Below are 14656 nucleotides of genomic sequence, written 5' to 3'. Positions count from 1 at the left end.
GTCAACCGTATATTAAGATGATTAATATCAACATTAATATTGAAAAAACTATTCAGTAGTACAACAAATAAACATCCCTTTCTCATTTATCTATATATTGGTGACTATTTAAAACCTAAATCTTGCAAAATATTAGCGTTTTTAGACGGGTCATTTAAATAAAAAAGTTGACAAACCAAAGGCAACATAAAACTTTTCCTATTTTATTTAGGCCAAAAACCCAGCAATGGATGAAATTTCCATGATAATTGACGTTCATCTAAATCAACAAAGCCAAATTTAATCCCCAGCTTATTTAAGTCTTTTTCCCCAATGTCATCCGCCAGCCCTTCCAATACTGTTTTATACTGCTGATTCAACCATGGAGTTACCTTATGGTTATGCACAATATTGATATCCACCTCAAATTTAGCTTGTTCCGTCTGAGTGATATACTTCATATCCCTGAATTCAAACTTTTCCTCATCGTTAATTAAACAAATATAATGCGTCTGCCGAACACTTTTCCTAAATGGTGTTTGCTTTTGTAAATGAAATAAATAAGGATTCGCTGATTGAACCACCGAATTGGGCGAAGGACGCCACCATGCATTCACTAAATTCAGCTTTCCATCAGGCTTATTCATGACTCGGGCAATCGCCGCATGTTCCAAAGCAATTAATGGAATCTGCGGTTTAGGCTTACTGATACGCGAAACTGAATTAATATTGTCTAACGCAGTCAGTAAGATATCCGCCGAGTTATGTGAACGTAATATGAGTTCTGGCCCGCTTAGTTTATTCGAGGTAGATTCAAACCCCGGCAGACAAAACACCGGTATATGACCCGCTCCCAAGTCTTTCCCCTGCTGCAACGCCCGAATATTCGTACTCATCATCAGCATATTCGGCGTCGATACCGGCTCCTGCCGATGCCGCTGTATCCGCCCGGCTAATTGAATAATCGAACGCATACTGGAAGGCTCAACAATCGCCCAATCATAATCATGATCGCGCCCAACTTCCGCCACCGGTGTAGCCAGTACGATAAATATCACATTCGGTGACGCCGATTCAGCTAATACAGATGCCACCGCCGGATGGCGAAATATATTCTGTTGTTCTTTACGATGAAGAATCTGATCCAACTGATTTTCTAAATCAGAACGCAGGGCAAAAAGTTGTCTGGCATGATAAACGCATAACCGGATGTCAGCATCGGCCAAACCATCGCTTTGATAAAGGGCCTGAGCCAGTTCAACCAATGGACTAATGTTACTTAATCGAATTAAGCCAAAGCTCACTCGCTTGCCGGTTTGCGGGCAGGTTTGCTGATGATCGCTATGTAACCGTTGTATACCCTGCAACAGATCCTGCGCCAACTGATTAAATTCAAGGCTTTTCTTTGGCTTAACCGACAAAGGCAAGATAGCCCCCTGCCGCAGTATTGGAGATTGATTCAGCCTGATAACGCGATTAGCAACAAACTGAGTATTTTCCTGAGTAAACTGCGCCTTATCGACGCAATCCACCGATTTAACCTCGGTTTCGTCAAACCAGGCGCAGACAACCGGCGATGCCTGAATAGCATGATGACGATTCCAAATCATCCGCCCGGCCTGATAGGCCTCAAATAGTCCAGCCAGCATATCCGGTGGCAAGGTTGCTGAAGAGAGTAATATTCGGCTACCGAGCATCCCAGCCATATTCACCAATCGCGTCAGGGCCGGTAAGTCTTCCAGATTAAAATCATCCGGTTCATCCAGAATCAAATCCGATGACAACAGCCGCAGCATAGGCACGATAAATTTGCCGCCTCTGGCAGTTTCTGTCGCTCCAACCAAGTGATCAATGGTGCAGGTGACAATGGGCGCATACAGTAACTTTTTGGCTTTCTCGTCGCGCAGAACCGAACCTAAATGGTGATCTTCTATCGGGCTGTCAAAGTAAACGTAATCATCTTGAAAATCCTGCGCTGACTCACTACCAATCCCATAATGATTTATCTGGGCTTGATGGTGCTCCGTTTCATCATTGAGCACCATCCGCTTCTCTTTATCATCATGACGCAGGTTAAACACATCGATAACCGCCTGACCACCAACCAGAATAGCTAAATCCTCTTTGGTTAAGCTCATGCGCTGTCGGTATTCCCGACCGGTTTGTAACGTCAGCACGCGTAAGCCCAGCGCCATGGTAAAACGCGCACCTTTATCCGGATCGCTTAATCCGTACATAATCCGGCCGTTACCCAGAGTCTTACCACATCCGGTAGAGGCGATATTGATGCCAAAGAACCCGCCACGTTCACTTTTAGTTCTTAACTGACAGGCCAACTCATAAGCCTGATTTTGCCAACTAAAACGTGGATCGGCAGTGCGTTTCTTAAACGCTTTATGATCGGCAATGGATGGCAGATTATCGGCAATCTTTGGCAGCAGTTGACTAAACTGTTCAGACTGACGGGCAACGCCTAACAGGTGTTCATCCAATCGCTGACGCATCTTGACCTGAGATGCTTTTTCATCCCTTTTCTCGGTATTGGCATATAGAGAAAAATCTTTATCGCCGTACTGACGATGGCGAGGTAAACCAGAATAAGTGTGATCCCCCACCATCAGGCTCATGCGGGATAAGTGCATCAAGAGCGGGTCAAAAAAGCTAAAATTGTTCTGCTGGGCTAAATATCTGTCACTCAGGGCTTTATCTGCCCAACGAGCGATACTTTTCCGCCATGAGTGACTCTCGGTAACCATGCTCTCAAACGTCCAGAACGACTGAATATATTCCTTGGCCACAGGCTCATATCGATTCTGTACCCAGCCATTAACCGGACTCAGATGTTTGAAAAATGCCTCATCAATTGAACGTTCACTATTTTCTTCCCCATCAGCATAAAACGGCATCCGATGATGGGAGGTAATTAGCCAACCAACGGCACGGGCCAGTGGAGGCAACGATTGCCAGGCGTAATATCTGGCATCTTGTTTATCGTCATTATCAATGCCATCTTTAAAAATATCCTGCTGCCACTGGGGATAATCCTGTTCAAACTGGTTAAAATCTTTCAGGAAAGTTAACCATTGCTCATCGGTTTCAGCCTTACCAACAATCGCCTGAAAAATTCGCATAGAGACCCATTCATGGCGAAATGGATCACCTTTCAGTCCGCTATCGATACCTTTAAGTTTGTTTTGAAAACCAACGGACGACTTACCTACATCATGAAATAACGCAGCCAAAACCGTCAAAATTTGCAAACTTTGGGCGAACTGCCAACTGTCCTCGCCAGTTTTCCTTAAAAGGTGTTCAAGGCCGTAAAGATTAGCTTTTGGGGAATGTAGAATGATTTTGAGATCGGAGGGAGAAAAGTCATCCATAACCTATCGCTATGCAAACATAAGGGTATGAATAACATAGCATAATAGAAAAATTCATTTAACCATCAATTAGTTACTTAACCCACTTTCCCCACGGATTGTTAACTTCATCACGTTTATTATCAAGATTATCGTTGAGGCTATGGATATACAGATCTTCTACCTGTTTACGGGCCCATGGAGTACGGCGCAGAAATTTCAGGCTGGATTTAATGCTGGGGTCATTTTTGAAACAGTTGATACTCACTTCACGAGCCAGCGACTCCCAACCGTATTTTTCTACTAACGTCGTTAATAAACGTTCCAGCGTAATGCCGTGAAGGGGATCTTTTGACTGATGTTGCATTAAATAACCACTTATACTGTTATAAAGAGGGCAAAGTATAGCAAGATGCCGCTGTCTGGTCACGGCCCTACACTCACCAATTTACCGGGTTGGAAGATAATCTTTTGCAACTGACAACGTCTTGATCGTCTAACGTATCATTAAAGATAAGACCGATTTATGTCGCTTTTGCATTTAAAGATGACTGAGTTGCAAATCCTATATTATTCAATATTAGCGGTCTATACCGGAGAAACATTGCCATGTTAAATAAAGCTGTGCCCCTGTCTATAGCATTGCTAAGTCTCGTCCTTACCTCTACCCAACCGGTACTGGCAGCTAAAACCATTTCATCTTCGGGTCAAATTACCTATTCAGAACATACTCAGCCATCTCGTCATTACACGGTAATTAGCCGCGCTCCGGTAACCTTTTATCCACCCCAGCTAGATAGTCTGCAAGGTCATCAAGTTACCGGACGTTTGGCCGTTTCATTTAATCGAGGCATGGCAACAAATAAGCATGAAAATAGCGCCAGCCAGAGGTTATATGGCGTTATCTGGTTCTCGGCCTTGATTGAAAGCAATATGCTGGCCGGTACCACCCGGCTATACGACATGATTATTCAACAAACCAACCTTCCCGGCAGCGCATCCGATCGAGCTAACTATTTAGCACAGATCAATACCGCCCTTCAGCAGAAAACGCTAATGGTGAATCTCAATCAGTTTGCCAATACTATGCCAGAAGGCGTACATCAGTTGATTTCCAACCAAAGCGACGTTTCCATCTGGTACCGACCTTTTGGCAATCTCTGGGGCAATGGCCCTGTTGTGATGCTTAATAATCTTGATGCGGGTCAGGGAAACACCTTGGATCAGACCACTCGAATAGTCTGGTCGGACTCGACTATCAATCATGACCATATCGGCAGCAGTGGCTATCATAAAATCACCGGAAATAAACAGCGGGGAACAGTTAGCTACAGCAGCAGCCATGCTCAAAATGACCTGGATTCTGGCGTTTACCGTAATGCGCCATCTCCCCAAAGCATCGACAGCAATTCAGTTCGTTCAGCACAACGTGTCTACGCAGGTAAAGACGGCAACGTTTATTACTATGATAAAAGTCAGGGCTGGCAGTTGATACAGTCAAACGGCCAACTCAAAAACATCGAGCCAACCGCGAATGCCGGCGTGGAGCAAGATCGGTTAATCCGCAATCGTCGCCAATAAAAACGGCCAGTCATGTATTTAACAAGCTGGCCGCAGTCGCTAATATTTTAACGAGAGTTATGACAGGGCAATAAACTGTTCCCTCAGTTTCTGTAATTGATCCCTGAGATGAGCAGCCTCTTCAAACTCCAGATTCTGCGCATGTTCATACATCTTGCCTTCCAGCTCGCGGATTTTCTTATCCAACGCCTGCGGTGTCAGTGCAGTGTAATCTGCCGCTGGCTCTGCGGCTTTCTTCTTGCCGCGACCTTTATTATTTTTCAGCGTACCCAGACCCTGGCCTAACTCAAGAATATCCTCAACGGACTTATTCAGTCCCTGCGGCACAATACCATTCTCGGCGTTATACGCTATTTGCCGCGCTCTACGCCGTTCGGTTTCTCCTATCGCCTTAGCCATCGAGTTAGTCACTCTATCGCCATAGAGAATCGCTTTACCGTTCAGATTTCGCGCCGCACGACCAATGGTCTGAATCAGCGAACGTTCTGAGCGCAAGAAGCCTTCTTTATCGGCATCCAAAATGGCAACCAGCGACACTTCCGGCATATCCAGACCTTCTCGCAAGAGGTTGATACCTACCAGAACGTCGAACTCGCCTAGGCGCAAATCGCGGATAATCTCCACCCGTTCAACGGTATCAATATCTGAGTGCAAATAGCGTACTCGCTCGCCGTGCTCTTCCAGATATTCCGTCAGATCTTCAGCCATACGTTTGGTTAGCGTGGTAACCAGTACCCGTTCATTCTTCTCTACCCGAATACGAATTTCGGATAACAGGTCGTCAACCTGAGTGCCCACCGGCCTGACTTCAATCTCCGGATCCAGAAGCCCTGTCGGACGCACCACCTGCTCGATGATCTCTCCGCCAGATTTTTCCAGCTCGTAATTGCCCGGCGTAGCGGAGACATAAATGGTCTGTGGTGCCAGTTGTTCAAACTCTTCAAAGCGCAGCGGTCGGTTATCCAGTGCCGAAGGCAGGCGGAAACCGTACTCTACCAGCGTCTCTTTACGGGAACGGTCGCCGCGATACATCCCCCCAATCTGTGGCACAGTGACGTGAGACTCATCAATCACCAATAAACCGTCTGCCGGCAGATAGTCAAACAGGGTTGGCGGCGGATAGCCCTCACCACGTCCGGACAGGTAGCGCGAATAGTTTTCTATTCCTGAGCAGTAACCCAGCTCATTCATCATCTCAATGTCAAACTGAGTACGTTGGGTCAGACGTTGTTCTTCCACCAGCTTATCATTTGCCAGCAACACTCTGCGGCGATCCGCCAACTCCACTTTAATGCCTTCAATCGCTTCCAGAATACGTTCGCGCGGCGTGACATAGTGGGTTTTAGGGTAGATGGTAAAACGAGGTACCACTTGTTGAACCTGACCGGTTAACGGATCAAATACCGATAACCGCTCAACCTCATCATCAAATAGTTCAATACGCAGTGCATACTCATCGGATTCCGCCGGGAAAACGTCAATCACTTCGCCACGTACCCGGAAAGTACTGCGCTGAAAAACCTGATCGTTGCGGGTATATTGCAATTCCGATAGCCGCTTAAGAATGGAACGCTGATCGATAATCATCCCGCGGGTCAAATGCAGCATCATTTTTAAATAAGCATCAGGATCGCCCAGACCATAGATGGCAGACACCGACGCAACCAGCACCACATCGCGGCGTTCCAATAACGCTTTAGTCGCAGACAAGCGCATTTGCTCTATATGTTCGTTAATAGAGGCATCTTTCTCAATAAACGTATCAGAGCTGGGTACATACGCTTCGGGTTGATAGTAGTCATAGTAAGAAACGAAATACTCTACCGCATTCTCAGGAAAGAAAGCCTTCATTTCACCGTACAACTGTGCCGCCAACGTTTTGTTTGGTGCAAGTATCATTGTTGGTCGATCAAGTTGAGCAATGACATTGGCAATGGTAAAGGTCTTACCGGAGCCCGTTACGCCAAGCAGCGTTTGATGGGCTAATCCATCTTCTAATCCTTCACTCAACCGTCTGATGGCCTCAGGTTGATCCCCTGCGGGTTGAAAGGCTGAATTTAATTTGAATGTTTTACTCATCGCTCATGCTACCTGAATTGAAAAACCAGTGACCTAAAAACAAAGTTCGGTGAAGATCGCAAAATCTATTATGTGGAGCTAGACAGGTTTTTGCCACTCGCATTATACTGTATATTAATCCAGTATAAAATAACTTTAGCTAACTGCTTAATTTTAAAACAACAAAAATGTCAGTTGCTAGGTATAACCATAAAGGTGAATAGTCAAGCTATAGAAATGTAATTTATCCCCAGAAAAAAGTTGACATTTTATATTTCGACTTATTCTATAGGTGAATAATACTAAACGGAAATGCGTTGGTTTTAGGCCTCTTGATTTTAATTAACTGCATGATAATAAATGATTTTTAATCATCGTCGAGAATGCAGACAAAATCCGAACAAGCCGCATGATACCTAGGCCAAAACCGCTTTTCTAACGTTAATGCACAAGGTTATCCACAGGAATAGTGGATAAGTAAAAAATTCCTACTAATACTGCTACATTGCGTAAGGCGGGTAACTTCAATTCGTGTCGAAATTCTGCTTTAAGAAATTTTTTTTACACTGGTTTACTAGAGATTTATGCTTAAAAAAGTCTGAAAAAAATCTTTATGACATTCTAACAATGCTACATTACACAGGCTTTATCTCATCAATAGAATAAATACGCTTATCCGCCTGATTTCCAATAATATGTATAACTTACCTGTCAATAAGCCTTTACTTGCCACACAAGAAATACAGTAAGTCCTGTTATGCGTTTACATAGAATATTCCAGTAATATTACAGATATGTTACCAATCATGCTTATCCGTCTATGTCGACAATTAAACTTTGATAATAGGAGGCTTTTATGCTCGAATTAATGCCGATATTCTTCTTCTTTCACTCATAAAAAACAGATGGCATACAGGTTATGAAATATCAAATTATTGCCCTTGACCTAGACGGAACCTTGCTTAACTCACAGAAACAGATCTTGCCAGAGTCGCTAGAAGCGCTCACTCAGGCGCGTAAGCAAGGCGTGAAGGTGATCATTGTGACCGGCCGTCACCATGTGGCCATTCACCCTTTTTATCAGGCCTTGCAACTTGATACCCCTGCCATCTGCTGTAATGGCACCTATAGTTATGATTATCAAAAACAGCAGGTTCTGTCGGGAACACCGCTAACCAAGCCACAGGCAATACGCGTAGCACAACTGTTACGTGATTACCCTATTCAGAGCCTGATGTATATTGATAATGCCATGACCTTTGAACAGCGTGATGACAATATTACCCGCTGGTATGCCTGGTCAGAGCGCCTGCCCGAGAACCAACGGCCGAATATACTGCACGTCGATACGTTTGAAACAGCCATTAACAATGCAGAGAACGTGTGGAAATTTGCCACGTCCAGCGAAGATACCGATGCCTTAAACCACTTCAGCGCACTGATAGAAGATGAACTGGGGCTTTCCTGTGAGCGTTCCTGGCATAACCAGATCGACCTTGCTCAACAGGGTAACAGCAAAGGTAACCGGCTACGTGAATGGGTTGAATCTCAGGGTATCAGTATGGATAAGGTTATCGCCTTCGGTGATAACCTCAACGATGTGAGTATGCTCACGCAGGTAGGATTAGGCGTCGCGATGGGGAATAGTAACCAAGATGTCAAAGTCCACGCCGATATGGTTATTGGCGAGAATGAAACACCCGCAATTGCCAATACTATTCGGCAATATGTGCTGTAGCTGGGCCAAACTGGTTATTCAGGTTCCCCTGAATAACCAGCTGTTTTACCAGGCTTCACGACTCATCGATACACTCTTAATTTGAGCGTACAGCCGCTGCCCTACGACAATATTTAATTCGTCTCGGGCCCATGGCGTGATCCGAGCCCAGAGGTAGTGCTGACCAACGGATAACTTGACGTCTACCTTATCTTCCGATGTATACACGTCTACGACCTCAGCGGCGAGAATATTACGAATGCTGCTTTGTTGCGGCAGCGCTAATACCAAAGATACATCCGCAGCGTTAATACGCACGCGTAGTTTTTCCCCGGGTCGAGCATCAACCTTACTGACCCATAAGCAATCATCCCCTAACGCCAAACCAGTCATTGGATAGTTATCATGCTGTTTAAGTAGCGTTAGATTAAGAATGCTGCTGCGCTCTTCCTGATGTAACCATGGGCTCATCGCTTCACTGGCCCAAACGGTTTCCAGTTCTCCAGAGGCCCTGACTTTCCCCGCATCCAGAATGATAACCTGTTTAGCCAAGCGTAAAATCTCTTCCAGACTGTGGGTCACGTACAGAATAGGAATATTTACATCGTGTGCCAAACGCTCCAAATAAGGGATCAATTCCCGTTTACGCGGTACATCCAGCGAGGCCAGAGGCTCATCCATCAACAGTAGCTCCGGCGCGGTCAGCAAAGCTCTGCCTATTGCTACCCGCTGTTTTTCACCACCGGATAAGGTCATCGGAAAGCGCTTAAGTAAATGACCAATACCCAATAGCTCAACAATGGTATCGAATTGAGCAGCCATACTGGGCTTCATTCCATACTGTAGATTACCTTTGGTACTGTAATGGGGAAATAGCCGGGCTTCTTGAAACACATAACCAATATGTCGCTTTTCAGGGGGTAAAAAATAACCTTTAGCACAATCAACCAAAACTCGCTGGTTTAAGATAATTTCTCCGCTGTCAGGATGCGTTAATCCACTAACGGCATTAATCAGCGAAGTTTTACCCGCTCCGGATAAACCAAAAACGGCGGTAATACCGTTGCCGGGCACCTGAACGGACACATCCAGCCCTAAGTCACCCAAACGCTGTTTAAAGTTCAAGGTTAGCATTAGCCTTTCAACCTCCGTTGGCTCCAACGCGATAGCCATTCCGACATCAGTAGCGATAGCAGCGACAATAAAATAGCAATAATGCACAGTCTGGCGGCATCCCCTTCCGCGCCGGGGGTTTCAATCAGCGTATACATGGCTAATGGAATGGTGCGAGTTTCACCGGGAATGTTGGACACGAAGGTAATGGTGGCACCAAACTCCCCCAGTGAACGAGCAAAAGCCAGCACCACGCCAGCCAGCAGCCCGGGAAACGATAACGGTAACGTCACGGTAAACAGTACCCGCCAGAAACCCGCCCCTAAGGTTCGGGCAGCCTGCTCCAGTTTGGTATCGACCGCCTCTAATGCCAAGCGAATCGCTCTCACCATCAGCGGAAAAGCAATAATTGCCGAGGCCAGTGCCGCCCCTCGCCAACTAAAGGTAAAACTAAAACCAAACCAGTTATACAACCATTCACCAATAATTCCCTTACGCCCCATCCCAATCAGCAGCAAATAGCCGATAACCACCGGCGGCAATACCAGCGGTAGATGAATGACGCTATCAACCAGCGCTTTACCGGGAAAGTTGCAGCGAGCCAGAATCCATGCGACAAAAATCCCTATTGGCAGGCTAAAGGCAACTGCCACTCCGGCTACTTTCAGGCTGAGTAGCAGGGCTTCTAATTCATATTGAGATAACATCATTGATGACGTGGGCTAAAACCATAACGCTCAAATACCGCAGACGCTTCAGGCGTTGCCAGATATTTGAAGAATGCCTCAACCACCGGCGTTGAATGATCTTTCACGGTGGCCATTGGATACTCTACCGGTAAGTGGCTCTCTTCCGGGAAGATACCCACTACTTTCACCTTCTTGCTGGCCACCGCATCGGAACCATACACAATGCCCAACGGCGCTTCCTCTCGTTCAACCAATGCCAATGCAGCACGAACGTTATTCGCACGAGCCATTTTTGGTGCCAACTGATCCCATGTGCCTAAATAGGTCAGAGCCTGCTTGGTGTAAATACCTGCCGGTACATGATCGGGATCACCAACCGCCAAACGACTGTCTTTTAACAGCGATGACCAGTCAGTCACTTTATTGACATTAACGTGCTTAAGCGGGCTATTCAGCGGGGCAACCAGCACCAGATCATTGCCTAATAGCGTAACGCGGGTTTTATCATCCATCAGTTTTTTGTCTATCACATAGTCCATCCACTGCTGATCAGCAGAAATAAACAGATCTGCCGGAGCGCCCTGCTCAATCTGACGAGCCAGAGTTGAAGATGAAGCAAAAGAAGATTTGATTTCTACGCCGGTTTTTTTCTGATATTCCGTAGCAATCTCACCCAATGCATTGGTTAACGAAGCCGCTGCAAATACGGTAACTTTCTCAGCCGCGGCCGCCGTTTGAAACAGGCTGGCGGCTAATAACGCCACAACGGCGGTAAACTGCAATTTTGTCTTCATCTATCTAGCCTCATTATTATTCTATTGTCAGGACGGTCAATACGCTTATCGATATATAAAGAATAATATAACGCTTTGTTATTGGCTTGTCACCGCTTCAAATTGGCTTTATGCCAGAATAAGCCGAGGGAGGTATCCTGAGGCAAAAAAATACCGGCCCTGATAAACAGGGCCGGTATTTAAAATCATTAGCTGATAAAAATCAGTTTTTATGTTCAGTTTGACGGTGATCGTTACGACCGAATCTGGAAATCATATTAAAGACTTCACCCAATCCGTAAATAGCTCCCAGAATCAGTGCCATTACCACGGGAACCATGCAGGCCGCAAAAAGCAAACTTTTTAATAGTGAAAACAACTCAGACATAAGTTCCTCAATTCAGTACAAAGCGCTTCAGCACTTCCTGTTGTTCAATATCTGACGGATAGATAAATATTAGCACAGAGTCTAACAGCAATCTGCCGCTAAATTTCAGCTAAATGTGCGGCGTGCCCGTTTGGCAGAATGTCTAAAATGAGTGACAATGTATCACGCCTTGATTAAACGGACCTATTCGCCATGAATGCTGAAATTCTGCTTACCCTAAAACTACAGGGAAATCTGTTTGCCGATCCGCGTCGTATCGCACTATTAAAACAGATAGCCCATACGGGTTCAATCAGTCAAGGCGCCAAACTCGCGGGTATCAGCTACAAAAGCGCTTGGGATGCCGTTAATGAAATGAATCAGCTAACCGAGCATCTATTAGTTGAGCGAGCTACCGGCGGTAAAGGCGGCGGCGGTGCACATTTGACCACTTACGGTCAGCGTCTGATTCAGCTTTACGATCTATTGGAAAAAATACAGCAAAAAGCCTTCGACGTTCTACAAGACGATACCATGCCGCTTGATAGCCTGTTGGGGGCTATTGCTCGCTTTTCACTACAAACCAGCGCCCGTAATCAGTTTTTCGGCACCATCGATACTCAGCATAAAACGACGCTGCCTGAGTGCATTACGCTATTGATGGCCGATGGTAAAACGCGAATTAACGCTTCCCTCACCCAACAAAGTATTGAGCGGCTGCAACTAACGGATGGCAAAGAGATATTGGCGCTGATCAAAGCACCGCTGATTGACCTGCATACCAAACCGGTCATTGAAAGCGATAACTGCCTGTCAGGTGTGGTCATTTCAGTCACGCGCAGTGAACATCGCAGTGAGATTCTGCTTAAACTGGACGATGGAGAAACCCTGTGTTCCACCATCAGTAATCAGCAAGCCGACCGTATATCTCCGGTAGCTGGACAGCAACTTTGGGCAACCTTTAGCGCTGAAAGTGTGATTATCGCTACACTTTGCTAAATCCATAACGTACCGTTATCTGCCTCCACAGATAACGGTAAATAGAGTTATACCACCTCAGAAACCTGTTTCATCTCTTCAATCAGCCGCAGTGTGGTTGAAGTCACTTGTAGTTCATCGTAAACCACATATAAATCTGCGGGGATACGCTCGTCCAAAGGACGGAATACCACACCGGGCCAGTTCATCTGCGCATAGCTATCCGCCATGAAGGTAATCCCCAGCCCCATACTGATCAGCGCCAATACGGTTTGTGGTTCAATCGCTTCCCGAACAATATGGGGCGAAAAACCGGCTCGAAAACATACCTTTTGTAAAAAAGACCAGTCAGAATGTACCGCGGGTAAAGCGACAAACGGTTCGTTTCTCAACTCATGTAATGGAATGGATGAATATCGAGTTAAACGATGTTCAGTGGGTAACGCGACTAAAAAAGAGGCCTGCTGCAAACGCAGACTGTTTAAACCAAGGGGCGGTGTATCCGCCATGCGCCAAATACCAGCATCAATCTCATGTCGCTCCAGCAATGTCATTTGCACACCGGGAGATTTCTCGCGGAAGATAATATCTACGGTAGGATTATCCTTGATAAAACGATACAGCGCTGGCCTTAATGATCCCCACAGCGCAGTACCCACTATGCCCAGTTCGATTCTACCCCGCTCACCACGACCAATTTGCTCAACCCGAGCCAATGCCTGATTCGCGGTAGACAACAGATTACGAGTTTCTTCCATCAATACTCTCCCGGCATGGGTCAGGGCTACGCTGCGGGAGTGACGTAAAAACAGCATGGTACCCAGTTGAGATTCCAGCTCCTTAATATGAATGCTCAGCGGTGGTTGTGACATATTCAACCGAGCCGCCGCCTTACCAAAGTGGAGTTCTTCCGCAACGGCCAGAAAATAACGTAATAATTTCAGGTCAGTGCGATATACCCGCTCAGTCTGATTCACAAAGACTCCTGTTTAGGCAATGCCTATCTTTTTATTATAAAAAGTCGTTGGTCAGAACTTCACTCGGTAAGCAAGATTGCAGGTTTAATCAATAAGCCGCCGTTGAAACCGTAGATCGCTGACCATCCAATGTTGCCAGCAGGCTAGTTAACAAACTGGAGGCACCGAAGCGGAAATGCGCCGGCGTAATCCATGCCTCCCCCAGTAAATCAGCGGCGATAGAGAGATAAACCCGAGCTTCTTCGGCAGAACGCACCCCACCAGCCGCTTTAAAGCCACAGCGACCGCCTTTTTCAGCAATAACGCTCAGCATAATTTGCGCGGCCTGCGGCGTTGCATTCACTGTCACTTTACCAGTAGAGGTTTTAATAAAATCCGCTCCGGCATCAATGGCAATCTCCGAAGCCTGACGAATCAATTCAGGGGTTTTCAGCTCACCACTTTCAATAATGACTTTCAGCAGTTTATCGCCGCAAACCGCCTTACATGCAACCACCAAATCGTAACCGATCTGCCCATTGCCGGTCTGTAATGCACGCCACGGAAATACCACATCGACTTCATCGGCACCCGCCGCAATCGCGGCTCTGGTTTCTTGCTCGGCAAGTTCAATATTATCTGCCCCATAAGGGAAGTTAGTTACCGTGGCAATCTTAACCACCGATATCCCCTGCTGTGCTAAAGCCTGTCTGGCGTCAGCAATAAACGCCGGGTAAACGCAAACTGCCGCCGGATGACCATAAGCCGTGTTAGCGTTGTGACAAAGTTGATTAATCACCGTGCGGGTATCGTTAGCGTTTAACGACGTCAAATCCATCAAATTCAAAGCCTGTTGTGCCGTTGCTTTCAAGTTGTGCATGCTGTCTTTTCCTTTCATTATTACTGTATGAACCATTTAATCGTCAGATAACCGAAGTACATAAAAACTATCGTCAATACCCCAGGTAACACATTAGGGGCAGGAATCGGCAATCTGAGAAAAGTACACAGCGCACCGACGGCAAAACCAACCCCGGAAGACATAAGGATTTCTTTCATTCATTACTCCATTAAAATACGGTAATC

At 46.0% G+C, this 14656-nt stretch carries 13 protein-coding genes; 3 read left to right on the top strand and 10 right to left on the bottom strand.

Annotation, left to right across the window (positions count from 1 at the left end; translation table 11 throughout):
* Positions 1-203 precede the first annotated feature (203 nt).
* Both cas3f and BMZ28_RS04700 read right to left on the bottom strand, forming a co-directional pair.
* Entirely contained in the window at positions 204-3359 is a 3156-nt protein-coding gene (cas3f, locus tag BMZ28_RS04705; RefSeq protein ID WP_083399632.1) for a type I-F CRISPR-associated helicase Cas3f, read from the bottom strand.
* 73 nt (positions 3360-3432) lie between these two features.
* A complete protein-coding gene (locus BMZ28_RS04700) occupies positions 3433-3705 on the bottom strand; it encodes a VF530 family protein (protein ID WP_047780693.1) in 273 nt (90 codons plus the stop codon).
* Between the two features lie 242 nt (positions 3706-3947).
* Between BMZ28_RS04700 and BMZ28_RS04695 the strand changes: the two genes are divergently transcribed.
* On the top strand, positions 3948-4919 hold the full coding sequence (locus BMZ28_RS04695) for a hypothetical protein (protein WP_074821056.1): 972 nt from the start codon (positions 3948-3950) through the stop codon (positions 4917-4919).
* Between the two features lie 57 nt (positions 4920-4976).
* Here the strand turns inward: BMZ28_RS04695 and uvrB are convergent, their stop codons facing one another.
* On the bottom strand, positions 4977-6998 hold the full coding sequence (gene uvrB / locus BMZ28_RS04690; protein ID WP_047780691.1) for an excinuclease ABC subunit UvrB: 2022 nt from the start codon (positions 6996-6998) through the stop codon (positions 4977-4979).
* Between the two features lie 898 nt (positions 6999-7896).
* On the opposite strand from uvrB, the gene BMZ28_RS04685 reads away from it, so the two are divergent.
* Complete coding sequence (locus tag BMZ28_RS04685; protein WP_074821052.1) at positions 7897-8715, top strand: pyridoxal phosphatase; 819 nt, start codon at positions 7897-7899, stop codon at positions 8713-8715.
* 45 nt (positions 8716-8760) lie between these two features.
* Here BMZ28_RS04685 and modC read toward each other — a convergent pair whose 3' ends face one another.
* The 4 genes from modC to BMZ28_RS04665 all read right to left on the bottom strand — a co-directional run bounded on the left by modC (position 8761) and on the right by BMZ28_RS04665 (position 11648).
* Positions 8761-9828: a molybdenum ABC transporter ATP-binding protein ModC gene (gene modC, locus BMZ28_RS04680; RefSeq protein WP_074821049.1), complete on the bottom strand. Its 1068-nt coding sequence runs from the start codon at positions 9826-9828 to the stop codon at positions 8761-8763.
* Positions 9828-10517, bottom strand: coding sequence for a molybdate ABC transporter permease subunit (gene modB / locus BMZ28_RS04675; RefSeq protein ID WP_071845449.1), 690 nt, complete (start codon positions 10515-10517; stop codon positions 9828-9830). Before modB ends, modC begins: the two co-directional genes overlap by 1 nt.
* The gene (gene modA / locus BMZ28_RS04670) at positions 10514-11290 is read right to left on the bottom strand and encodes a molybdate ABC transporter substrate-binding protein (RefSeq protein WP_074821046.1); all 777 of its coding nucleotides are present in this window, start codon (positions 11288-11290) and stop codon (positions 10514-10516) included. Before modA ends, modB begins: the two co-directional genes overlap by 4 nt.
* A gap of 202 nt (positions 11291-11492) precedes the next feature.
* Positions 11493-11648: an AcrZ family multidrug efflux pump-associated protein gene (locus tag BMZ28_RS04665; protein WP_126468249.1), complete on the bottom strand. Its 156-nt coding sequence runs from the start codon at positions 11646-11648 to the stop codon at positions 11493-11495.
* A 201-nt stretch (positions 11649-11849) separates the two neighbouring features.
* Here BMZ28_RS04665 and modE point away from each other — a divergent pair, with 201 nt between their 5' ends.
* The gene (modE, locus tag BMZ28_RS04660; protein WP_074821040.1) at positions 11850-12635 is read left to right on the top strand and encodes a molybdenum-dependent transcriptional regulator; all 786 of its coding nucleotides are present in this window, start codon (positions 11850-11852) and stop codon (positions 12633-12635) included.
* Between the two features lie 47 nt (positions 12636-12682).
* Here modE and BMZ28_RS04655 read toward each other — a convergent pair whose 3' ends face one another.
* From BMZ28_RS04655 to BMZ28_RS04645, 3 genes are all read right to left on the bottom strand, one after another.
* Entirely contained in the window at positions 12683-13591 is a 909-nt protein-coding gene (locus tag BMZ28_RS04655) for a LysR family transcriptional regulator (RefSeq protein ID WP_047780686.1), read from the bottom strand.
* An 88-nt stretch (positions 13592-13679) separates the two neighbouring features.
* Positions 13680-14450: a deoxyribose-phosphate aldolase gene (gene deoC / locus BMZ28_RS04650; protein WP_083399631.1), complete on the bottom strand. Its 771-nt coding sequence runs from the start codon at positions 14448-14450 to the stop codon at positions 13680-13682.
* A 20-nt stretch (positions 14451-14470) separates the two neighbouring features.
* A complete protein-coding gene (locus tag BMZ28_RS04645) occupies positions 14471-14629 on the bottom strand; it encodes a XapX domain-containing protein (protein ID WP_047780684.1) in 159 nt (52 codons plus the stop codon).
* Positions 14630-14656: the final 27 nt, after the last annotated feature.

The organism is Pragia fontium DSM 5563 = ATCC 49100 (assembly GCF_900112475.1).
GTDB lineage: Bacteria > Pseudomonadota > Gammaproteobacteria > Enterobacterales > Enterobacteriaceae > Pragia > Pragia fontium.
This window is presented reverse-complemented; position numbering and strand designations above follow the sequence as displayed.

Bases quoted from the DNA above. Each gene is read 5' to 3' on its own strand.
- cas3f (WP_083399632.1), bottom strand. From the start codon at position 3,359: ATGGATGACTTTTCTCCCTCCGATCTCAAAATCATTCTACATTCCCCA.
- BMZ28_RS04700 (WP_047780693.1), bottom strand. From the start codon at position 3,705: ATGCAACATCAGTCAAAAGATCCCCTTCACGGCATTACGCTGGAACGT.
- BMZ28_RS04695 (WP_074821056.1), top strand. From the start codon at position 3,948: ATGTTAAATAAAGCTGTGCCCCTGTCTATAGCATTGCTAAGTCTCGTC.
- uvrB (WP_047780691.1), bottom strand. From the start codon at position 6,998: ATGAGTAAAACATTCAAATTAAATTCAGCCTTTCAACCCGCAGGGGAT.
- BMZ28_RS04685 (WP_074821052.1), top strand. From the start codon at position 7,897: ATGAAATATCAAATTATTGCCCTTGACCTAGACGGAACCTTGCTTAAC.
- modC (WP_074821049.1), bottom strand. From the start codon at position 9,828: ATGCTAACCTTGAACTTTAAACAGCGTTTGGGTGACTTAGGGCTGGAT.
- modB (WP_071845449.1), bottom strand. From the start codon at position 10,517: ATGATGTTATCTCAATATGAATTAGAAGCCCTGCTACTCAGCCTGAAA.
- modA (WP_074821046.1), bottom strand. From the start codon at position 11,290: ATGAAGACAAAATTGCAGTTTACCGCCGTTGTGGCGTTATTAGCCGCC.
- modE (WP_074821040.1), top strand. From the start codon at position 11,850: ATGAATGCTGAAATTCTGCTTACCCTAAAACTACAGGGAAATCTGTTT.
- deoC (WP_083399631.1), bottom strand. From the start codon at position 14,450: ATGCACAACTTGAAAGCAACGGCACAACAGGCTTTGAATTTGATGGAT.
- BMZ28_RS04645 (WP_047780684.1), bottom strand. From the start codon at position 14,629: ATGAAAGAAATCCTTATGTCTTCCGGGGTTGGTTTTGCCGTCGGTGCG.